This is a genomic window from Bradyrhizobium monzae, assembly GCF_021458635.1.
GTDB lineage: Bacteria > Pseudomonadota > Alphaproteobacteria > Rhizobiales > Xanthobacteraceae > Bradyrhizobium.
The window spans coordinates 184,520-205,862 of record NZ_JAIRDQ010000002.1 but is presented as its reverse complement, the minus strand read 5'-3'; the positions used below and the strand labels follow the sequence as shown (position 1 = coordinate 205,862).

18 protein-coding genes are annotated in these 21,343 nt (G+C 64.4%); 9 read left to right on the top strand and 9 right to left on the bottom strand.

Going from position 1 to position 21,343, the window contains the following annotated elements:
• Positions 1 to 157: 157 nt before the first annotated feature.
• Positions 158 to 904, bottom strand: coding sequence for a DUF6538 domain-containing protein (locus K3F49_RS10140; RefSeq protein ID WP_234680790.1), 747 nt, complete (start codon positions 902 to 904; stop codon positions 158 to 160).
• 286 nt (positions 905 to 1,190) lie between these two features.
• Here K3F49_RS10140 and K3F49_RS10135 point away from each other — a divergent pair, with 286 nt between their 5' ends.
• A complete protein-coding gene (locus K3F49_RS10135) occupies positions 1,191 to 1,565 on the top strand; it encodes a DUF1428 domain-containing protein (RefSeq protein ID WP_234680789.1) in 375 nt (124 codons plus the stop codon).
• 89 nt (positions 1,566 to 1,654) lie between these two features.
• On the opposite strand, the gene K3F49_RS10130 is transcribed toward K3F49_RS10135, so the two are convergent.
• The 5 genes from K3F49_RS10130 to iolG form a co-directional block, all read right to left on the bottom strand.
• Positions 1,655 to 2,701 carry an ABC transporter ATP-binding protein gene (locus tag K3F49_RS10130; RefSeq protein ID WP_234680788.1) on the bottom strand — a complete coding sequence of 349 codons (1,047 nt, stop codon included), beginning with the start codon at positions 2,699 to 2,701 and terminating at the stop codon, positions 1,655 to 1,657.
• Positions 2,702 to 2,709: 8 nt separating this feature from the next.
• Entirely contained in the window at positions 2,710 to 4,890 is a 2,181-nt protein-coding gene (locus K3F49_RS10125; protein ID WP_234680787.1) for an ABC transporter permease, read from the bottom strand.
• 22 nt (positions 4,891 to 4,912) lie between these two features.
• The gene (locus K3F49_RS10120) at positions 4,913 to 5,953 is read right to left on the bottom strand and encodes an ABC transporter substrate-binding protein (protein ID WP_234680786.1); all 1,041 of its coding nucleotides are present in this window, start codon (positions 5,951 to 5,953) and stop codon (positions 4,913 to 4,915) included.
• 92 nt (positions 5,954 to 6,045) lie between these two features.
• Positions 6,046 to 6,828: an inositol monophosphatase family protein gene (locus K3F49_RS10115; protein ID WP_234680785.1), complete on the bottom strand. Its 783-nt coding sequence runs from the start codon at positions 6,826 to 6,828 to the stop codon at positions 6,046 to 6,048.
• The gene (iolG, locus tag K3F49_RS10110; RefSeq protein ID WP_234680784.1) at positions 6,825 to 7,823 is read right to left on the bottom strand and encodes an inositol 2-dehydrogenase; all 999 of its coding nucleotides are present in this window, start codon (positions 7,821 to 7,823) and stop codon (positions 6,825 to 6,827) included. Before iolG ends, K3F49_RS10115 begins: the two co-directional genes overlap by 4 nt.
• Positions 7,824 to 8,050: 227 nt before the next feature.
• Between iolG and iolD the strand changes: the two genes are divergently transcribed.
• The 7 genes from iolD to K3F49_RS10075 all read left to right on the top strand — a co-directional run bounded on the left by iolD (position 8,051) and on the right by K3F49_RS10075 (position 15,692).
• Positions 8,051 to 9,895: a 3D-(3,5/4)-trihydroxycyclohexane-1,2-dione acylhydrolase (decyclizing) gene (gene iolD, locus K3F49_RS10105; RefSeq protein WP_234680783.1), complete on the top strand. Its 1,845-nt coding sequence runs from the start codon at positions 8,051 to 8,053 to the stop codon at positions 9,893 to 9,895.
• Positions 9,896 to 9,910: 15 nt separating this feature from the next.
• The gene (iolE, locus tag K3F49_RS10100) at positions 9,911 to 10,810 is read left to right on the top strand and encodes a myo-inosose-2 dehydratase (RefSeq protein WP_234680782.1); all 900 of its coding nucleotides are present in this window, start codon (positions 9,911 to 9,913) and stop codon (positions 10,808 to 10,810) included.
• A gap of 253 nt (positions 10,811 to 11,063) precedes the next feature.
• Positions 11,064 to 12,317, top strand: coding sequence for an ABC transporter substrate-binding protein (locus K3F49_RS10095; RefSeq protein ID WP_234680781.1), 1,254 nt, complete (start codon positions 11,064 to 11,066; stop codon positions 12,315 to 12,317).
• Between the two features lie 67 nt (positions 12,318 to 12,384).
• Positions 12,385 to 13,248: a branched-chain amino acid ABC transporter permease gene (locus tag K3F49_RS10090; RefSeq protein WP_234680780.1), complete on the top strand. Its 864-nt coding sequence runs from the start codon at positions 12,385 to 12,387 to the stop codon at positions 13,246 to 13,248.
• Complete coding sequence (locus K3F49_RS10085; protein WP_234680779.1) at positions 13,248 to 14,219, top strand: branched-chain amino acid ABC transporter permease; 972 nt, start codon at positions 13,248 to 13,250, stop codon at positions 14,217 to 14,219. Before K3F49_RS10090 ends, K3F49_RS10085 begins: the two co-directional genes overlap by 1 nt.
• Complete coding sequence (locus K3F49_RS10080; protein WP_234680778.1) at positions 14,209 to 14,976, top strand: ABC transporter ATP-binding protein; 768 nt, start codon at positions 14,209 to 14,211, stop codon at positions 14,974 to 14,976. The genes K3F49_RS10085 and K3F49_RS10080 overlap by 11 nt, the downstream gene beginning before the upstream one ends.
• Positions 14,973 to 15,692: an ABC transporter ATP-binding protein gene (locus K3F49_RS10075; protein ID WP_234680777.1), complete on the top strand. Its 720-nt coding sequence runs from the start codon at positions 14,973 to 14,975 to the stop codon at positions 15,690 to 15,692. Before K3F49_RS10080 ends, K3F49_RS10075 begins: the two co-directional genes overlap by 4 nt.
• Positions 15,693 to 15,722: 30 nt before the next feature.
• Here the strand turns inward: K3F49_RS10075 and K3F49_RS10070 are convergent, their stop codons facing one another.
• From K3F49_RS10070 to K3F49_RS10060, 3 genes are all read right to left on the bottom strand, one after another.
• On the bottom strand, positions 15,723 to 16,298 hold the full coding sequence (locus K3F49_RS10070; RefSeq protein WP_234680776.1) for an invasion associated locus B family protein: 576 nt from the start codon (positions 16,296 to 16,298) through the stop codon (positions 15,723 to 15,725).
• A 64-nt stretch (positions 16,299 to 16,362) separates the two neighbouring features.
• Complete coding sequence (locus K3F49_RS10065) at positions 16,363 to 19,500, bottom strand: efflux RND transporter permease subunit (protein ID WP_234680775.1); 3,138 nt, start codon at positions 19,498 to 19,500, stop codon at positions 16,363 to 16,365.
• 2 nt (positions 19,501 to 19,502) lie between these two features.
• Entirely contained in the window at positions 19,503 to 20,672 is a 1,170-nt protein-coding gene (locus tag K3F49_RS10060; protein WP_234680774.1) for an efflux RND transporter periplasmic adaptor subunit, read from the bottom strand.
• Positions 20,673 to 21,072: 400 nt separating this feature from the next.
• Here K3F49_RS10060 and K3F49_RS10055 point away from each other — a divergent pair, with 400 nt between their 5' ends.
• The gene (locus tag K3F49_RS10055; RefSeq protein ID WP_148771452.1) at positions 21,073 to 21,312 is read left to right on the top strand and encodes a hypothetical protein; all 240 of its coding nucleotides are present in this window, start codon (positions 21,073 to 21,075) and stop codon (positions 21,310 to 21,312) included.
• Positions 21,313 to 21,343: the final 31 nt, after the last annotated feature.

Sequence of the window (21,343 nt, the reverse complement as noted above, 5' to 3'; positions counted from 1 at the left end):
ACGGCCAGATAACCGCGTGATTGCTTGCAATCGAGATGCGGAGCTTAGGGCGAGGTCAATGGACGCCACCTCGCTGCGTTTGTCATCACGAACGCTACGCTCCAGATTAACCTTCGATGGAATGAACCTCGAAACCTCTCTCCCTTCGGGACAAGCACTAGAGCTGTTGCTCTCTGCTTGTCTCTGGAGGGAGAATCCGCTTACCCTGGGTGAGATCGGCCGGCACCACGATCGGATCAGACGGCGCACCGGCCCAGGTGCCAGCATCGCGCTCGGCGGCCCGCTGTAGGATCTCGACCTGGGCGCGTTGCAAACGCTGGCACAGATCGCGATAGGCCGGCGAGCCCTTCACGATCAGCAGCCGCTCGCTCTGGATCACCTCGTCGGCTTTCCATTCGATCAGGGCTGTCTCGCCGGCGGCGAGGTGCTTCCGGAGCTCCGCGAGCTGGATAGCGCGACGCTCGCGGTCCATCTTCGCGGCGTCCTTCATGACGACCAGATCGATGGTTGCGTTGAGTTGCACCAACGGGTCCGCAGACCAGGGGATGCGGCCGGCCTGGATATCGGCCGCGAGATTGTCGGTCGCCTCTCGCACCATGGCGTCCGTGGGGAGCGCCGCGCGCGCCCGGCCGTCCTGGTCCAGCTCGGTCTCATAGTGCGTCCACACGGCTGCCTGAAGGTCCGCAGGGGAGGGCTCCCGGCGCTGCTCAAGGTCGGCGAACTGCGCGCGGTAGGAAGCGATCACTGGCGCGGCTCTATCGCGCGCCTGCCGTGGATCCGTGGTCTTGAGGGATTGCCAGATCTCTTTGCGCTTGAGGACCGGCTGGAGCTTCAGCGGCACCCCGACGCGGACATAGTAGGACGTGCGACCAGGACGTTTTTGGATGTTCGTGGCGATCGACATTCGAGTCCTCGTAACCGTGACTCGTAACCACTACTCGTAACCGCTCAGCCTGAAAAGGTGTTTTAAATCATGCGGTTGTTGAAATCGTTGAATTTTTGCTGGGGGTCCCCAGGGTCCTAGTTCCCCAGCCAATTCAAGGCGCCTCCCACAGGTCTGAATTGCCTCTGCCCCGGCCGCCCGCCGGGTCGCGGTTCGCGACGGTTTGCCTCATCCCGACATTGCCGTCGCCGGTCGGATCGGCGCGCATTCGATCGTCCTTGGGAGGTACAACCCAGGGAGATCCGTGATGCCCTATGTCGATGGTTTCGTGCTGGCCGTGGCGAAGGACAAGATCGAGGCCTACAAGGCGCTGGCCCGAACGGCTTGCGCGGTGTGGATGGAGCATGGTGCGCTCGACTACGTCGAATGCATCGGCGATGACGTGCCCTATGGCGAGCTCACATCCTTTCCGCGCGCGGTGATGGCGACGGAGGATGAGGTCGTGGTGTTCTCGTGGATCGTCTACCGCGATCGAGCGAGCCGTGATGCCGTCAACGCCAAGGTGATGGCCGATCCGCGTCTCAAGGGCTCCGACATGCCGTTCGACGGCAAGCGCATGATCTATGGCGGCTTCACGACGCTGCTTCAGGCGCGTGATGTGCGGGCTTCGGAGGTGAGTTAGCCTTGCCTGTACCAAGCGCGGTCCGCAGGGCAATCCTCCCTGCGTAGATTCGAATCCGGGTTCCCAAGCCAATTTTGGCAAAGCTCTCGTCACCGAACGAGAGCAATGCCTTGTGGGGCGAATGACAAATTGACCGACGCGCCAGCTGCCGGAATCCGATCGGTTTGCCTGCTGATGACAAAGAGCTCGCCAATCGCCGTCGCTACGATCATCTCGACGTGGTCGCCTAGGTAAGAGGATTTTCTGACGATTCCCGGAAAGCCATCCCCGAGCAAGATGTCGTGGGGCCGGATGGCAGCTTGCGCTGGTCCCGGGGTGAGCCCGCGCGCCGGCAGCGTCAGGCAGATTGGCCCTACCATGACCCGCGCCTGCCCGTCCTCGACCGCATCGATCGTCACCTCGACAAGATTGGCATCGCCGATGAAATCGGCGACGAAGCTGTTGGCCGGGGCCTCGTAGAGCTCGCGCGGTGATCCTTGCTGCGCGATCCTCGCATTCGACATCACGATGATGCGGTCGGAGACGGCGAGCGCCTCCTCCTGATCATGCGTGACATAGGCGACGGTGAGGTTCAGCGACTGTTGGAGTTCGCGGATTTCCTGCCGCACCTTGCGCCTGAGCTTGGCATCGAGATTGGACAGCGGCTCGTCAAAGAGCAGCACCTGCGGCTCCAGCACGAGGGCGCGTGCCACGGCGACGCGCTGTTGCTGGCCGCCGGACAGCTCGGCCGGGTAGCGCTTCTCGAAACCTTTGAGCCCGACCAGAGCTAGCTTCTCCAGCGCCATTGCCTCGGCCTGGGCCTTGCCGAGCCCCTTCACCGTCGGCCCAAAGGATGCGTTCTCCAGCACACTCATATGCGGGAACAGCGCGTATGACTGGAACACCATGCTGACGTCGCGGTCCGCCGCCGAGAGCCGGGTTACATTCTGGCCGCCGATCAGGATCTCTCCTTCGCTGGCGATCTCGAGCCCCGCGATCATGCGCAAGGTCGTCGTCTTGCCGCAGCCGGACGGGCCGAGCAGCGTCACGAGCTCGCCGGCATGGATCGTGAAGCTGACATCGTGCACTGCCGTCACGGTGCCGTAGCGCATGGTGACATGTCTGAACTCGACGGAGGCGGGGCCGGATTTGGGCATGGCAGATCCTATCTGGCGGGCTCGGCGGCCGAGGCCGCGAGCGCGACGGGCCTGCGGCCGAGCTTGCGCTCGCCGACGCCGAACTGGATAAGCGCGATGCCCGCGGCCATGACGGCGATCAGCACCGAGGAATAGGCGATGGCGAGGCCGAACTCGCCGGCCTCGACCCGTCCGACGATGTAGGCGGTGGAAAGGTTGTACTCGGCCGACACAAGAAAGATCACCGCGCTGACCGAGGTGATGCTGCGCACGAAGCTGTAGATCAATGCCGCGACGAGTGCCGGCTTGAGCAACGGCAGCACCACACGGCGTAGAGTCGTGAAGCTGTGCGCCCCGAGGGTCGCCGAGGCCTCGTCGAGGCTCTTGTCGATCTGTGCCAGCGCCGCAATGCCCGAGCGCACGCCGACCGGCATGTTGCGGAAGACGAAGGCGAGAACGAGGATCAGTCCGGTCCCGGTAATCTCGACCGGCGGGACGTTGAAGGCGAGGATATAGGCGACGCCGAGCACGGTGCCGGGAATGGCGAAGCTCAGCATGGTCGTGAATTCGAGCAGACGCCGGCCAGCGAAGCGCTGTCGGGTCAGCAGATAGGCGGTGAGCAGGCCGATCAGCGCCGTCAGTGGTGCCGAGATCGCCGCGACCTTGAGCGTCGTGAACAAGGAGGGCCAGGCCGCGCCCTCGAAGAACAAGCCGTGGCTGAAATCGATGGCGAAGCCGGTGCGGTAATGCTCCAGCGTCGGCGTGTGGTCGCGACCCATCGTCTTGACGAAGCCGCCGATCAGGATGACTGCGTAGATCACCGCCGTCAGCAGCACCCAGGGCCCGATCACCGCGGCGGAGAGTACGGTGGCGGAGGTCGGCAGCTTCGCCGAAACGCCGGCATCGCCCTTGCCGAAGACGGTGGTGTAGCTCTTGCCGCCGAGCCAGCCCTGCTGCAGCCAGAAAGCGCCGAGCGTGAAGACGAGCAGCACGATGGCCAGCACCGCCGCCATGCCCTGATTGTGCGCGGCGCCGACCACGGCAAAGAAGATCTTGGTCGAGAGCACCTCGAAATTGCCGCCGAGCACGAGCGGATTGCCGAAGTCGGCCATGCTTTCGACGAAGCCGAGCAAAAACGCGTTGGCGAGTCCCGGCCGCAGCAGTGGCCAGGTGACGGTGCGGAACGTCGTCCAATGTCTGGCGCCAAGCGTCTGTGCGGCCTCTTCGAGGCTCGGTGCGATGCCTTGGACCACCCCCATCAGGACGAGGAAGGCGATCGGCGCAAAGGCCAGCACTTGCGCCAGCAGCACGCCTGGCAGGCCGTAGATCCATCGCGAGCGCGGGATGCCGAACCATTCGAACATGAGGCCGGTCACGACGCCCGACCGGCCGAACAGCAGGATGAGTGCAAGGCCGATGACGAAGGGTGGCGTGATGATCGGCAGCACCGTCATCGCGCGCATCAGCCGCTTGCCCGGCATCGCCGTGCGCAGGACGAGCAGGGCACAGGCAAGGCCGAGCAGCGTGGTGATGATCCCGGTCAGCACGCCGAGGATCAGCGTATTCCAGGCAACGCCGCAGGCGATGCCGCCACCGAGGCAGCCCAGTCCCCAGATCGTCGAGGAGAGCAGGCGGTCGGTGAACTCGCCCAGCGCCCAGCTGCCATTGCTGTCGACCAGTGCACTGCGCAGGATCGTTGCGACCGGCAGGAAGATGAAGACGCCGATCAGCAGCACCACGACACCCACGGTGGATGTGGTGAAAAGGTCGCCCCGACAAAAGCCGCGATAAGCCAGGCCGTGGCAGAGCAGCAGGAGCAGCGAGAACAGCGTCAGCAGCGCGCCGAAACCCATGCCTGGTTGCGCGGCGCCTCCGCCACCGAGCAACACAGCGAGCCGCGGAATGCCCTGGTCAGGCAGCGTGATCGCAAAGCCTTGAACGAAAAACAGGACGAGACCAAAAAACCCGACGGCGATCAGTGCCCGGCCACCGAAAGCGGTCTCGGCACGAGACGCGAGGAGCGTCGCCGCGAGAAGCGCGAGTCCGATTGGGCAGAGCCACGGCGCCGCGCCTGTTATCACAAATGCCAGGGCAGTGCCGGCCCGCTCGAACGGATAGCCGGAAAGATTCCACCCCTCCGGCAGGTACCAAGGCACGAGCGTGTAACCAAACCAGCCGAGTAACAGAGCAAGCCGAGTCGAAGGGCGCATCGGGTCTCTCCGTAACCGGCGGCTATTTCGGCAGCGCCTTGACCTCCTTGTCCCATTTTGTCAGCAGCCGCGTGCGCTCGGTTGACGATCCGTATTTGACGAAATCGTAATCGATCAGCTTCATCTCGTTCATCTTCGGCGCCTGCGTCGGCACTGGCGCATTCTTGTTGGATGGTACCTGATACGACTTCGCGGCGGCGCCAAGGGCCTGCGCGGCGGGCGTCAGCGCCCAATCGTAGAATTTCTTGGCGTTCTCCAGATTGCGGGCGCCCTTGATGATCGACATCGAGCCGATTTCGTAGCCCGTACCCTCGCATGGAGCGACGGCCTTGATCGGATCACCCTGCACCGCGAAGACAACGGCGTCATGGATGAAAACGATGCCGACGGCGGTTTCGCCGAGGCTTGTCGCCTTGGCCGGTGCCGCGCCGGACTTTGTATACTGGCTGACGTTCTTGTGCAGGGCCTTGAGATAGTCGAAGCCCTTGTCTTCGCCCATCAGCTGCACGACCGTGGCAAGCAGGTTATAGGCAGTGCCGGATGAGTTCGGGTCGGCGACCTGCACGTCATCCCTGAGCTTGGGATTGAGGAGATCGGCCCAGCATTTCGGCTCCGGGATACCCTTGGCCTTGATCTGCTCCGTGTTGTAACCGAAGCCGAGCGCGCCGGCATAGATGCCGATCGAGCCCTGCTTCGCCGCCTTCCACTGGTTCAGCGCCCAGTCGTGCAGATCCTTGTTGGCGGGAGATTCGTATTCGAGCGTCAGGCCCTCTTCGGCGGCCTGAAGATGCGGGTCGCCGGTGCCGCCCCACCAGATATCGCCGCGCGGGTTCGAGGCTTCGGCCCTGAGCTGCGCATAGACCTCGCCAGCGGATTTCCGCGTCATCGCGACCTTGATGCCGGTCTCCTTTTCGAAGGCGGTCGACATGGCGCGGCACCATTCCTCCTGCACGCCGCAATACACGACGAGCGAACCCTGCGCCGTCGCGGGCGCAGAGGCTGCGCCCGCGACGAGGATGCCGGCGCCGAACAGAACTCTGAAGGTCAGAGATCTCAAAATCATGGTCACCTCCCCGGAACGAGAACTTTGCGTTCTTCGCGATTGGCTGCGACGGTGGTGTCTCCACCGCACCACAGCAATAAGTGTCACGCCGGCTAGGAAATCCCCGTGATTTCGCAGAGCTGCGCCGCCAGCGCCGGCGTGCAGCACAGAATCGGATTGCCCTTGCTGATACCGTCACCGGCGAAGAAGTCGCTGACCCAGCCACCGGCCTCGCCGACGATCACAATACCGGCGGCGACGTCCCAGGCGTTGATGTGCAGCTCGGCATAGGCGTCGGTGCGCCCGTTCGCGACATGACAGAGGCCCAGCGTGCCCGAGCTCCCGCGCTTGATCGAGCAGCCGGCGGAATAGCCGCGGTCGATCATGTCGAGATAGCGCCGCGAGGGTATACGGGCCGACCAACCCAGCTCGACATAAGCGCGGCGGATGTCGTCGGCGCCCGAGACGACGATCGGCCGCCCGTTCAGCGTCGCGCCTTGGTCACGTTGCGCGACATAGAGCTCGTCCAGCGCCGGTGCGGCGACGATGCCGATCGTCGGCTCGCGGTCCAGCAGGAAGCCCATGGAGATGCACCAGTTGCGATCGCCACGCGCGAAGTTCGACGTGCCGTCGATCGGATCAAGGATCCAGACCGCATCGCTGGCCTCGCCGCCGCCTTCTTCGCCGATCACCGTGTCGCCCGGGAAAAGCTCTGTCAGCCGCTCACGCAAAAAGTCCTCGACGGCGCCGTCGGCGACGGTGAGCCAATCCTGCGTCCCCTTCATCGTGACGCCGAGGGTTTCCTTGCGGCCGAAATAGCCGAGCGCCATGCGTCCCGCCTCGGCAACGAGGCCCTGGGCCGCGTAGCGCCGCAGCATGAGCTCGGCGGGCGTCATGATCGGGCGGCCTTGATGGCGACAGGGCGACCAGTGCGGGCCGATTCAGTGGCAGCATCGGCGAGCATCTGAGCACGCAGCCCGTCGAGACCGCTTGGGGAAGGGGGCGCTTTTCCGGCGCAGGCGGCGATGAAGGCAGCAAGCTCGGCGCGATAAGCGGCCGCATAGCGTTCGAGGAAGAAGTTTTGCACCGGATCGGCGCGGAAGCCCGCACCGGTGGCGATCTCAACGGTTGTCTCGTGGATGTTGCCGGCCCTCAGCATTCCCTTTGCGCCATGTACTTCCACGCGCTGGTCGTAGCCGTAAGTCGCACGGCGCGAATTCGAGATCTGCGCGATGCGTCCGCTCGCCGTCTTCATCAGCACCGCGGCGGTATCGACGTCGCCGGCCTGACCAATGGCCTTGTCCACCAGTGCCGAGCCGAGCGCGAAGACCTCGACCGGCTCTTCCGCCAGCAGGAAGCGCGCCATGTCGAAATCATGGATCATCATGTCGCGGAAGAGCCCGCCCGAGCGTTTCACGTAGTCGAGCGGCGGCGGCCCTGGATCGCGCGAGATGATGTTGACGATCTCGATCTCGCCGGCCTCGCCCTGGCGCAGCCGCTGCTCCAATGCGGCAAAGTTCGGATCGAAGCGGCGGTTGAAGCCGATCATCAGCGGCTTGCCCGTCTTCTCGACCGTGGCCAGGCAGCGGCGGATCCGGTCTGAATCGAGATCGACCGGCTTCTCGCAGAACACCGCCTTGCCGGCCGAGACGGCGGCTTCGATCAGGTCGGCATGCGTGTCGGTCGGCGTGCAGATCAGGATGGCATCGATGCCGGCATCGCCCAAAATCGCATTCGCATCGGCCACTTTCGCATCGGCGGCCTGCGCCAGCGAGGATGCCGCCTCGGCCGAGGCGTCGGCCACCGCGACGAGCCTTGCATCGCCGCGCGCCGCGACATTGAGCCCGTGAATGCGCCCGATCCTTCCGGCGCCGAGAAGTCCAAACCGCATTGCCATCATCATTGCTTGACTATTGGAATAAGCATTCCATTCTCTGCGCCGCCTAGTCAAGGTCGGAGCGCGCCCTTCTCGATGTCCCCCACCGCGTCACAGCATCGTCTCAGATTGGACGACGACGCATTCGCGACTCAGTTGCGCGAGCGCGCGCTCGGTCAGCGCAATGATGGAACATTTCGGCGGGCTCGTCCAAACCGGGCGGCGCGATTGAACGGGAGCGAATGATGGCGACGATCAGGCTCACCATGGCGCAGGCGCTCGTCGCCGCGATGGCTGCGCAGAGGACGGTGGTCGACGGGCAGGAGCTGCCGCTCTTCGCCGGGGTCTGGGCGATCTTCGGGCATGGCAATGTGGCGGGCCTCGGCGAGGCGCTGTATGCCGCGCGCGACCGTCTGCCGACCTTGCGCGCCCATAACGAGCAGGCGATGGCACATGCCGCGATTGCCTTCGCCAAGGCCTCGCGCCGCCGGCGCATGATGGCGGTGACGAGCTCGATCGGGCCAGGCGCGACCAATATGGTGACGGCCGCTGCCGTCGCGCACGTCAATCGCCTGCCGGTGTTGCTGCTGCCGGGCGACGTCTTTGCCGGTCGCCGCCCTGACCCGGTGCTGCAGCAGGTCGAGGATTTCGGCGACGGGACCGTTTCCGCCAATGACTGCTTCCGACCCATCTCACGTTATTTCGATCGCATCACCCGGCCCGAGCAGATCATGCCGGCCTTCGAGCGCGCGATGCAGGTGCTGACCGATACGGCGGAATGTGGGCCCGTGACGCTCGCGCTGTGTCAGGACGTGCAGACGGAAGCTTTCGACTATCCCGACTGGTTCTTTGCCGAGCGCGTCTGGCAGGCGCGCCGGCCGCGGGCCGACGAGACGCAGCTGGCACAAGCCACAGCCCTGATCAAGGCGGCCAAGCGTCCGCTCGTGGTCGCCGGCGGCGGCGTCCTCTACAGTGAGGCGGAAGGCGATCTCGCAGCCTTTTGCACGGCGCACGGCATCCCGGTCGCGGAAACGCAAGCGGGCAAGAGCGCGCTGCCTCACCACCATCCACTCAATCTCGGCGCGATCGGCGTGACCGGCACGGGCGCGGCCAACGATGCGGCGCGGCAGGCCGATCTCGTTCTTGCGATCGGCACCCGGCTGCAAGATTTCACCACTGGCTCGCGCTCGCTCTTCGCCGATCCCGCGTGCAGCATCGTCGGCCTCAACACGCAGGCCTTCGATGCCGGCAAGCATCGTGCGCATCCGCTCGTCGCCGATGCCAAGGCCGCGCTGGCGGAGCTTGGCGCCGCACTTCAGGGTTGGGCAGCACCTGCCAGTTGGACCGGCCAGGCCAGAAGTGGCCGCACCGCTTGGCTCGAAACGGCAGCACGCTACACCGTGGCCGGCAACGAGACCTTGCCGAGCGACGCGCAGGTCATCGGCGCCGTTCAGCGCCGCAGCCGGCCGAGCGACGTCGTGCTGTGCGCCGCCGGCGGCTTGCCCGGCGAGCTGCACAAGCTCTGGCAGCCCGGCGCGCCCGGCGGCTACCACATGGAATACGGCTATTCCTGCATGGGCTACGAGATCGCCGGCGGGCTTGGCGTCAAGCTCGCCGATCCCACACGCGAAGTCGTCGTGATGGTCGGTGACGGTTCCTATTTGATGATGAATTCCGAGATCGCCACGTCGGTGATGCTTGGTGCTAAGCTCATCATCGTCGTGCTCGACAACCGCGGCTTCGGCTGCATCAACCGGCTCCAGAACGCGACAGGCGGCGCCTCGTTCAACAACCTCCTGCGCGACACCCGTCACGAGACCTTGCCTGCGGTCGACTTCGCAGCCCACGCCACCGCGATGGGGGCGATCGCGCGCAAGGTCGCTGATATCACCGAACTGGAAGCCGCGCTCGACGAGGCACGACGGCACGATCGAACCAGCGTGGTCGTAATCGATACCGATCCGCTGCGCTCGACCGATGCCGGCGGCCATTGGTGGGATGTCGCGGTGCCCGAGGTCTCGGATCGCGCCGAGGTCGAGGACGCAAGGAACAATTACGTCGAGGCGCTCGCGCGCCGCAATATTTGATCGAACGAGGACGACATGCCAATCCGTATCGGCGCCAACCCCATCGGCTGGTCGAACGACGATCTGCAGGAGATTGGCGGCAAGACGCCGCTCGAGACCTGCCTGGCTGAAGCGCGCGAGGCGGGCTTCGAGGGCATGGAGCTTGGCCACAAATTTCCGCGCGAGCCGCAAGCGCTGAAGGCTGCGCTCGCGCCGTTCGATATGGCCTGCATCTCCGGCTGGTATTCGGCGGAGCTTTTGAGGCGCGACGCCGATGAGGAGATGCGGCGTCTGCGTCCGCATCTCGATCTGTTGAAGGCGATGGGATCGACCGTGCTGGTCTTTGCCGAGACCTCGAATGCGATCCATGGCGATCGCAGCAAGCCGCTGTCGCAGCGGCCGGTCATGAAGGCGGACGACTGGGCGGAGTTCGGCCGCCGCATCACAGAGGTGGCGGAGCGCACGCTCGCCGAGGGCGTCAGGCTGGTCTACCATCATCACATCGGCACCATCGTGGAGAGCGCTGATGATATCGACGCCTTCATGGCGGCGACCGGCGAGGCGGCTCATCTCCTGCTCGACACCGGCCACGCCACTTGGGGCGGTGCCGATCCCGCTGCGCTGGCCCGGCGCTACCGCGCCCGCATCAGCCATGTCCACGCCAAGGATGTGCGTCAGGCGGTGATGGAGCAGGCGCGCCGCGAGGATTGGAGCTTCCTCGATGCCGTGTTGGGGCAGGGCAGCGATCTCGGTGTCTACACCGTGCCCGGTGACGGCATGGTCGATTATCCCTCGGTCTTCCGCGCGCTGCCGGGCTATTCAGGTTGGGTTGTCGTCGAGGCGGAGCAGGATCCGCAGAAGGCGCATCCGCTGACCTATGCCAAGAAGGGGATCGCCCATCTGCGCAAGAGCTTGAAGGACGCCGGGCTTACCTGAGCCAAGAGTCGCCTGCCGGCGCGCCGCAGCAGTTGTTTCGCTTGCAATAAACGACGACAGATAGAACGCGTGCCGCGCCCACGTTGCGCAATTGGTGCTTCCTTGTGCGGCATCGTCGCAATCCGTTTCACCTTGCCGGTGTCCCGCTGGCATGCCATCCTCTCTTCGCCAGGCATAATCAAACGGAAGCGGGCGTTCGCCCAAGCTTTCCAAAAAATCCTGGTTGGGGAAACCCTTTGGGAGGTCTGATTTCATGACATTGAAGCACGTCACGGGGCTGCTTTGCGCGGCCGCGATGTCCCTTGTGCTCGCCGCCGGCGCGCGTGCCGAGGACAAGGTGGTCAAGATCGGCGTCATCATGCCGATGTCGGGTGGCACCGCCTCGATCGGCGCGCATGCCAAGGCGGCCATCGAAGTCGCCATGGACATCATCAACAACCCACATCCCGAGCTCGGCAATCTGCCGTCGGCCAAGAACGCAGGCCTTGCCGGCCTCGGCGGCGCCAAGATCGAGGCGGTGTTCGCCGACAACCAGGGCAACCCGGCGACGGGACAGAACCAGGCGCTGCGGCTGATCACGGAGGACAAGGTCGCGGCCGTGTTCGGCTCGTATCAATCCGGCGTGACGCTGACCTCGAGCGCGATCGCCGAGAAATACGGCATTCCCTTCCTGAATTCGGAATCGGTCGCTGCCAATCTCACCGAGCGGGGCTTCAAATGGTTCTTCCGCACCACGCCGATCGCGACGGATTTCGCCAGGATCTACGTTGATTTCCTCGCCGACATGAAGGCGACCGGCGCCAAGACCGACGCGATCGCGCTGGTCCATGACAACACCGAATACGGCACCTCGGTCGCCAACACGATCAGCGCCGCCTTCAAGGAGAAGGGGCAGCCGGTCGCGCTCGACGTCGCCTATCCCGTCAATGCCACCGACGTGCAGGGCCAGGTGCTCCAGCTCAAGGACAAGAAGCCCGACGTGATCATCATGATCAGCTACACGTCGGATGCGATCCTGTTCGCCAAGACCATGCAGTCGCTCGACTACAAGCCGGCGATCCTGCTTGCCGACGATGCCGGCTATTCCGACCCGTCCTTCATCAAGGCGGTCGGCAAGATTTCGCAGGGCGTCTTCAACCGCTCGTCCTGGGTCGTCGGCCCGCCGGGCTCGGCGTCGGCCGTCATCGCCGACATGTACAAGAAGAAGAGCGGCGAGGAGATGGACGACACGGTCGCTCGCCAGATGCAGGGCTTCTTCGTGCTGGCCGACGCCATCGACCGCGCTGGCTCGACCGATCCGGCAAAAGTCCAGGCCGCATTGAAGGCGACGGACCTGAAGGCCGACCAGCTCATGATCGGCTACAAGGGCGTGAAGTTCGACGACAAGGGCCAGAACATCCTGGCGTCCGGCGCGATCATTCAGCTTCAGGACGGCGAGAACTACGTCTCGGTGTGGCCAAAGGCGAATGCCGAAAAGCCGCCGGCGCTGCCCTACAAGGGCTGGTGAGATTTTTTGAAGGCGGGACCGCGCGCCCCGCCTGTCCCCAAATGATTTGATCAGAGCAGCGCGGCTCATGTCCTTTGTCCTCGTACAGGTGATCGTCGGCGGGCTTCTGCTTGGCGCCGTCTACGCCCTGTTTTCCTCCGGCCTCACGCTGGTGTGGGGCATGATGAACATCGTCAATTTCGCGCATGGCGATTTCGTCATGCTCGGCATGTATGTCGCCTATGTCGTCTACACCCTGATGGGAGGCGGGCCGATCCTCGGCGCGCCGCTCGCAACGCTGGTGCTCGCAACCGTCGGCGTCGTCGTCTATTTCGCCCTGATCCGCGACATCATGAAGGGGCCGATGCTGGCGCAGATCCTCGGCACCTTCGGGCTCGCGCTCTTGCTACGTTATTCCGTGTTCTGGTGGTTCGGCGCCAATTTCCTGTCGATGCCGCAGGATATCGTCGGCGGCACCTATGCGTTTGCGGGCTTGCGCATCGAAGCCTCGCGGCTGCTGGCCGGCGTCGTCGCGTTGCTGGTGACGCTCGGCCTGCATCTGTTGCTGACGCGTACCTCGCTCGGCTCGAAGATGCTGGCGGTGGCGGAGGACCAGACTGCGGCGCAGCTGATGGGGATCAGGCCCGACACCATGCAGGCGATCGCCTGGGCGATCGCAGCCGGCGCCACGGGGCTTGCCGGTGCGCTGGTCGCGAACTTCTTCTACATCGTGCCGACGGTCGGCGAGACGCTCAGCATCGTCGCCTTCGTCACGGTATCGCTCGGCGGCTTTGGCAGTGTGCCCGGCGCGCTGGTCGCGGGCCTTCTGATCGGCGTGATCGAGTCGCTGTCCGGCTATCTCATCGGTGCGGTCTACAAGGACATTGTCGTCTATGTCCTGTTCCTGTTCTTCCTCTGGTTTCGGCCACAGGGCCTGATGGGGAAGATGTGATGCGGCGCCTGATCTGGCTTTCGGTCGTCGTGGCCGTTGCGATTGCTTACCCGTTGCTCCTGTCCTCGCCGTTCCAGCAGCGCCTTGGCGCGCTGGTGCTGCTCTACGCGATCGCGGCGTCGGCCTGGAACATCGTCGGCGGCTATGCCGGCCAGGTCTCGGTCGGCCATGTCGTGTTCTTCGGCTGCGGTGCCTATGCCGCCATGGGGTCCTACGCCAAGTTCGGACTGTCGCCGCTGCTGGGCATTCCCGGCGGCATCGTGATCGCGGTGGGGCTCGCCGCGATCATCGGCGTGCCGACGCTGCGGCTGTCGGGCCATTATTTCAGCATGGCGACGATCGCAGTCGCCGAGACGATGCGGTTGATCGTCACCAACACCGACTGGCTGGGCGCGGCGGTCGGCCTCTCGGGCCCGACCGTTCCGCGCAACATCTTCGATCTCTCGTTCCTGTCGTCGCTGCCGTACTACTATCTCTTCCTCGTCATCCTCGCGATCACGCTGTTCATCACCTGGTGGATGACCAACAGCCGGATGGGCTTTTACCTGCGTGCGATCAAGGATTCCGAGCGCGCCGCGCGCTCGCTCGGCGCACCCGCGAGCCGCACCAAGCTTTACGCCTATATGCTGAGCGCGGCATTCACCAGCGTCTCCGGCGCGCTCTATGCGATGATGTTCGGCTTTGTCGATCCCGAATCAGGCTTCGGCATCCTGATCTCGGTGAAAATCCTGATCATGGCGGCGCTTGGCGGGGCGGGGCTTCTGTTCGGGCCGCTGGTGGGCGCGGCGATCCTCGTGCCATTGGAAGAAATCTCCAACAGCTGGCTCGGCGGCAAGGGCGCAGGCCTCACCTTCGTGCTTTATGGCGCGATCATCGTGCTGATCGCGCGCTTCCAGCCCGGTGGCCTGCTCAGCCTGTTCACGCGGCGCAGGAAACCGACATCCGACACGGGAGCTGGCCATGCTCCTTGAAGCCCGCGGGATTACCAAGGCGTTCGGCAGCTTCAAGGCGGTGGACGATGCTTCCGTGACGCTGGAGCAGGGTGACATTCTCGGCCTGATCGGCCCGAACGGCGCGGGCAAGTCGACCTTCTTCAATTGCCTGACCGGCGATCTCAAGACTACCTCCGGCCGCGTCCTGTTCGAAGGACGCGACATTACCGATTTCGCGCCGGAACTGCGCGCCGGGCTCGGGCTTGCCCGCACCTTCCAGGTGCCGCAGACGTTCGAGGGCATGACAGTGCTGGAAAACGTCATGATCGGTGCGTTCCTGCGGGCTTCGCATCGCAAGGAAGCCGAGACCAAGGCGCGCGCCGTGCTGGAGCGCGTGGGCATGAGCCGGCTTGCGGACGCACCGGCGCGCTCGCTCGGCACGCCCGGACGCAAGCGGCTGGAGATCGCTCGTGCGCTCGCGACCGAGCCGAAGGTGCTGCTGCTTGACGAGGCCATGGCCGGGCTCAACGCGCATGAGGTGAAGCTCGCGATCGATCTCGTTCGCGACATCCATCGTTCCGGCATCACGCTCGTCATCGTCGAGCACATCATGGAAGTGATCATGTCGCTCGCGAGCCGGGTGATGGTGTTTCACCAGGGCAAGGAGATCGCCCGCGGCTCGCCGCGCGAGGTCACGTCCAACCCGGCTGTGATCGAAGCCTATCTCGGCAAACGTGCCGCGAAGGCGGCCGCCGGCCACACACCGGTCGAGCTGATGGGCGGGCCGGACCTATGAGCGGAGCATTGCTCAGGATCGAGCATCTCGAGGTGCGCTACGGCGACCTCATCGGCGTCTCAGACGTCTCGCTGGAGGTGCCCGAGGGCAGCGTCGTCGCGCTGCTCGGCTCCAATGGCGGCGGCAAGACCACGACGCTGAATGCGATCGCCGGCCTCATCCCCGTACATTCAGGAACGATCACCTTTCGCGGCGAGGACATCGCCGGCCAAAAGGCCTTTGCGATCGTGCGCAAGGGACTGGCGCTGTCGCCGGAGGGCTGGCGGCTGTTCGTGCAGCAGAGCGTCGAGAACAACCTCATGCTCGGCGCGACGCCGCTGCACGACAAATCGTGCCAGGCCGCGCTGCTCGAGCGCGTCTACGAGATTTTTCCGCGGCTGAAGGAACGCCGCAACCAGCGTGCCGGCACCATGTCCGGCGGTGAGCGGCAGATGCTCGCGGTCGGTCGCGCGCTGATGAGTGACCCAAAACTCCTGATGCTGGACGAGCCCTCGCTCGGCCTCGCGCCGGCGGTGGTCGAGTCCATGTACGAAACGTTTGATCGCCTGCATCGCGAAGGCCTGACCATCCTGCTGGCCGAGCAATCGATCGAGTTGGCACTGGAAGTCTCGGACTTCGCCACCGTGCTTCAGGTCGGCAAGAGCGTGCTGTCGGGTACGGCTGCCGCGCTGGCCGAGGATCCGCAGGTGCAGAAGGCGTATCTGGGAGTGGGGTGACTAAGCGCGGCAGTAAGGGGCAACCGCGCCTTACTTGATCTTGTCGTAGGCCGCGGCGAAATCGTTCAGCGGCATCGGGATCGCGATCGTCTCCTTGGCCATGTTCTGGAAAGAGACCTTCAACTGCTTGCCCGACTTCAGGCTCGCAAGCAGGTCCGGCGCGATCGGCGTCGAAGCGTAGCAGCCGCGGTTTTCGCAGGTCTGGATCTGGAGATCGACCGTCTTGCCCTCGTCGACCTGAAGCTTGGCACCCACCGGCAGGTTGAGGCCGAGCGGAAGCTGGAGCAGGGCAATCGGCGTGCGGGTGTCGGGGGCGATGCGGATATTGATCAACACGATGGTCTGGCCGGTTTTGGTCAGGACCGCGTTCTGCTCGATCGCGCATTCGAGCGGCGCGTCGCGGCTCGCGCTGGTGCAGCGCGCGATCCAGCCGGGCTGCGCCGGAGCGCCTTCGCCGGCCTGTGGCTGGGTCGGCGCGGGCGCGGGTTGTGCGGCGGCCGGGGCAGGGGAAGCTGCGTTCTTCTTGGCGCTCTGCTGGGCATAGGTGGCGCCCGTCGACAACAGGACAGCGGCGGCGAGAGCGGCAAGTCTGGATTGCATGGGCATGGCGAGACCGCGTTGGCGTGAACCGAGGGCCTCGCTGTAGCGTCGCAGAAGCCGCGGCGCAAGCTTACTCGGCGGCTTCCTTGACGGTGCCGTGCCCGGTCGCCTCGTGCCCTTCGTCCTCGGCCGAGTGGCTCTTGAACAGGTTCGAGAACTTGTCGAGATAGAGATAGACCACCGGCGTGGTGAACAGCGTCAGCGCCTGGCTGACGATCAGGCCGCCGACCATGGCATAGCCGAGCGGCTGGCGGATTTCGGCGCCGGTGCCGTGGCCGAGCATCAGCGGCACGCCGCCGAGCAGCGCGGCCATCGTGGTCATCATGATCGGGCGGAAGCGGAGCAGCGCGGCCTGCCGGATCGATTCCTCCGGCGTCTTGCCTTCGCGTTCGGCGGCGATGGCGAAGTCGACCATCATGATGCCGTTCTTCTTCACGATGCCGATCAGCAGAATGACTCCGATCAAGGCAATGAGGCTGAATTCGAAGCCGGCCGCCATCAGGATCGCGAGCGCGCCGACGCCGGCCGAGGGCAGGGTCGACAGAATCGTGATCGGATGAATGTAGCTCTCGTAGAGGATGCCGAGGATCAGATAGACCACGACGAGCGCTGCGAGGATCAGGAGCGGCACGGTGCCGAGCGACTGCTGGAACGCCTGCGCGGTGCCCTGGAAGCTCGAGTTCAGCGTCGCGGGCGCGCCGAGATCGGCCATCGCCTTCTGCACAGCCTCGGTGGCCTGGCCGAGCGCGACGCCCTGCGCAAGGTTGAAGCTGATCGTGATCGCCGGGAATTGGCCCTGATGGCTGATCGAGAGCGAGCGGACCGGATCAGTGGACCAGGTCGCGAAGGTCGACAGCGGCACCTGGTCGCCGGTCAGCGGTGATTTCAGGTAGAGCTTGTTCAGCGAATCCAGGTTGCCCTGCATCTCCGGCAGGATTTCCAGGATCACGTGATAGCTGTTGAGCTGCGTGAAGTACTGGGCGACCTGGCGCTGGCCGAACGCGTCATAGAGCGTGTCGTCGATCAGTTGCGGCTGGATGCCGTAGCGCGAGGCGGTGTCGCGGTTGATCTTGAGCTGGACCGTGGTGCCCTGGGTCTGCTGGTCGGTCGCGACGTCGCGCAGTTCCGGCAGCGTCTGCATCTTGGCGAGAATCTTCGGCGCCCACGTATTGAGCTCGCCGAGATCGGCGTCCTGCAGGGTGAACTCGAACTGCGTGCGGGTCGGACGGCCACCGAGGCGAACGTCCTGGGCCGCCTGCATATAGAGGCGGGCGCCGGCGACCTTCTCGAGCTTGGGACGCAGCCGCGTGATGATCTGCTGCGCTGACGCGCTGCGCTCGTTGCGTGGCTTCAGCGTGATGAACATGTTGCCGTTATTGCCGGCGCGGCCGCTGCCGCCGATGTTCATCGCGGACGAGGCGATATCGGGATCCTCCATCACGATCTTGCCGAGCTCGACCTGACGGCGCTGCATCTCGGCGAAGGAGATGTCCTGGGAGGCTTCCGAGGTCGCGGTGATCAGGCCGACGTCCTGCTGCGGAAAGAAGCCCTTCGGGATCAGGATGAAGAGATAGACCGACAAAGCGAGCGTGGCGAAGAAGATCACGAGCGTGGTGCGCCGCCAGGCCATGGCGTGGTCGAGTATGTATTCATACCCGCGCAGCATCGCGTCGAACGCGCGCTCGCTCCACTGGTAGAACTTGCCGTGGGTCACTTCGCTGTGCGAGCGCAGGAAGCGCGAAGCCATCATCGGCGTCAGGGTCAGCGACACGAACATCGAGACGAAGATCGTCATCGCCAGCACGACCGCAAATTCGCGGAACAGGCGACCGATGATGCCGCCCATCAGCAGCAGCGGGATCAGCACCGCGACCAGCGAGATGGAGATCGACACGATGGTGAAGCCGATTTCCTTGGAGCCTCTGAAGGCGGCGGCGAGCGGCTTGTCGCCTTCCTCGATATAGCGCGTGATGTTCTCCAGCATCACGATGGCGTCGTCGACGACGAATCCGACCGCGATCGTGAGCGCCATCAGCGACAGATTGTCGAGCGAATAGCCGAACACCCACATCAGGGCACACGCGCCCAATAGCGCCAGCGGAACCGTGATGGTGGGAATAACCGTCGCCCAGAAGCTGCGCAGGAAGACGAAGATGACCATGACCACCAGCGCGATGGTCAGGAGCAGCGTGAATTGCACGTCCTCGACCGCGGCGCGGATGGTGGTGGTGCGGTCGCTGATGACCTCGATCTTGACCGCGGGCGGGATCGCCGCGACGAGGCGGGGCAGGGTCGCCTTGATCCGGTCGACGGTCTCGATGACGTTCGCGCCCGGCTGTTTGAACACGACCAGGAACACGCCGCGCTTGCCATTGGCCCAGGCCGCCTGCTTGGCGTCCTCGGGACCGGTGACCGCCTGGCCGATGTCCTTGATCCGCAAGGGGCCGCCGTTGCGGTAGGCGATGATGACGTCGTTCCAGTCCTTGGACTGCAACAATTGGTCATTAGCGTAGATCGTGTAGGCTCGCTTGTCGCCGTCGATATTGCCCTTGGGGCTGTCGACCGTGGTGATGGCGATCGCGCTGCGTACGTCTTCCAGCGACAGGCCCTTGGCGACGAGCTTGCCCGGATCGATCTGGACACGGACGGACGGCTTCTGCTGGCCGCCGATGAACACCTGCGCAACGCCGGAGATCTGGCTGATCTGCTGCGCGAGCTGGGCATCGATCGAGTCGCTTACGGTGGTCAGCGGCAGCGTGTCCGACGTCGCCGACAGCAGCAGGATCGGCGAGTCCGCCGGGTTCACCTTGCGATAGGTCGGTGGTGAGGGCAGGTTTTTCGGCAACTGGCCGCTGGCGGCGTTGATGGCGCCCTGCACGTCGTTGGCGGCGCCGTCGATGCTGCGGTTGAGGTCGAACTGGATGGTGATCGAGGCCGTGCCCAGATAGCTCGTCGAGGTCATCTGCGCGATGCCGGGAATCTGGGCGAACTGGCGCTCCAGCGGCTGCGCGACCGACGAGGCCATCGTCTCCGGGCTGCCGCCCGGCAAATTGGCCGTGATCTGGATGGTCGGGAAGTCCACCTGCGGCAGCGGGGCGACCGGCAGCAGGGGATAGGCGACGAGACCGACAAAAAGAATGCCGGCCATCAGCAGCGATGTGCCGATGGGATAACGGATGAAAGGTGCCGAAATCCCGCCTTCGGTCATTCCTACTGAACCTTGTTTTTCTGAACCGGATCCGTGCTCGCCACGGCCGTCGAAACGAGGCTGCCGGGCTGGACCTTGTATTGACCGCCGGTGATCACCTGCTGGCCGGGGGTCAGCCCTCCATCGATGACCGAACGTCCGTCGATGGAGTAGTTGACCTTGATCTTGCGAACCTCGGCCTTGTTGTCCTGACTGACGGTATAGGCGTAGAGGCCGTCGGTCGAATGCAGCACCGCGTCATCGGGGACGATGGTCGCATCCTTCAAGGTCCGCACCAACAGGCGGGTCGACACCGATTGCCCCGGCCACAGCGTGTGTTCCTTGTTGGCGAACACCGCCTTGAGCCGAATAGTCCCGCTGGTCGTATCTACCTGGTTGTTGATGACGGCGAGCTTACCCTCCGCCAGCGTCTTCTTGCCGTCGGTGGTGAACGCGATCACCTTGAGCTCACCGGACTTCTGGCCCTCGCTGATATAGGGCAGCTGGTCTTCCGGCGCGGTGAAGATCACCGTGATCGGCTCGACTTGCGCGATGGTGACGACGCCGGTCTGGCTCGAGGCGTTGACGATGTTGCCGATGTCGACCTGGCGCAGGCCGGCAACGCCGGTGATCGGCGATTTGACCTGGGTGTAGTCGAGCTGGGTCTGGGCGTTGGCGATCGCGGCTTCGTCGGCGGCGATCTGGGCGGTGAGCTGGGCAACGGTGGAGCGCTGCGTATCGGTCTGCTGCCGCGTCGCGAATTCACCGAGCTTGGTGTAGCGCTGCAGATCGAGATTGGCGTTGGCGAGATTGGCTTCGTCCTGCGACTTTTTGGCCTTGGCCTGATCGAGGGCGGCCTGGAACGGGCGCGGATCGATCTCGACCAGCAAATCGCCTTGGTTGACCATTTGGCCTTCGGTGAAGGCGACCTTGTCGATCTGGCCGTCCACCCGGGTCCGGACTTGTACGGTGTTGAAGCCCTGCACGGTGCCGAGGCCGGTCAGGAAGACCGGGAAGTCGGCCTTCTGGACCGGCGCGATGCTCACGGGCACGGCGGCGACCCGCGGCGCCGCCTTCTGCGCGGCCTGGGCCTTCGCGGCCTCAGATGCCGAGAATCGCTGCCAGCCGTAATAGCCGCCTCCGGCCACAGCTGCGATGATGACAATCCACAGGATCGGCCGTGACTTTTTCATAGCTATTCGTATCGGCTTGTATGCCCAAAGGAACGAAGTGCAGCGCCAGCAAACAAGTTCCCGGCGCCGTTGTATAATACACGCCAAGTTCCAGTGTAAACAGCACTATCGGCTGAGAATCCTAAACAATTGGAAAGCTTTGCATCCCGTAGGCAACCTGGTGATGCCTCGGTGTGCAGTGCTGCATTTTCCCGATTCAGGCCGACAAAGTGCAAAAGCTGGACAGTGCTCGCGGACCGCGTGAACGCTCAGCATACGCGCCGGCGGGCAAGTGGGAGCGGGCGCATATCCGGGGCGTCGGATTGATCGCACTTAGGACGGTTCTAAACCGGTCGCATGCCGTTTCGGTTGTCAGGAAAATCAGCGTCGTTCATATGGCCCGCCACAAATGGAGCACATGATGGACGAGCTGAACGGCAAGCTGATCGCGTGTCAGATTCTGATCACGGGGTTGATCGCGCGCGTCGCCAACGAACAGCGCGATCCCCTGCGCTTTCTCACCGACTTCCGCGACGAGATCAAAGCCGTCGTCAACGGCGTCAACATCGCCGGCATGGACAACAGCGATCGCGTGCGCGCGACCGCGCAGCGCACCGTCGATGAATTGTTCTCGCTGATGAAGCCGCCGAGCAGCGACTGACGGCTGCGCAAATGATGCGCGAAGACCAGCG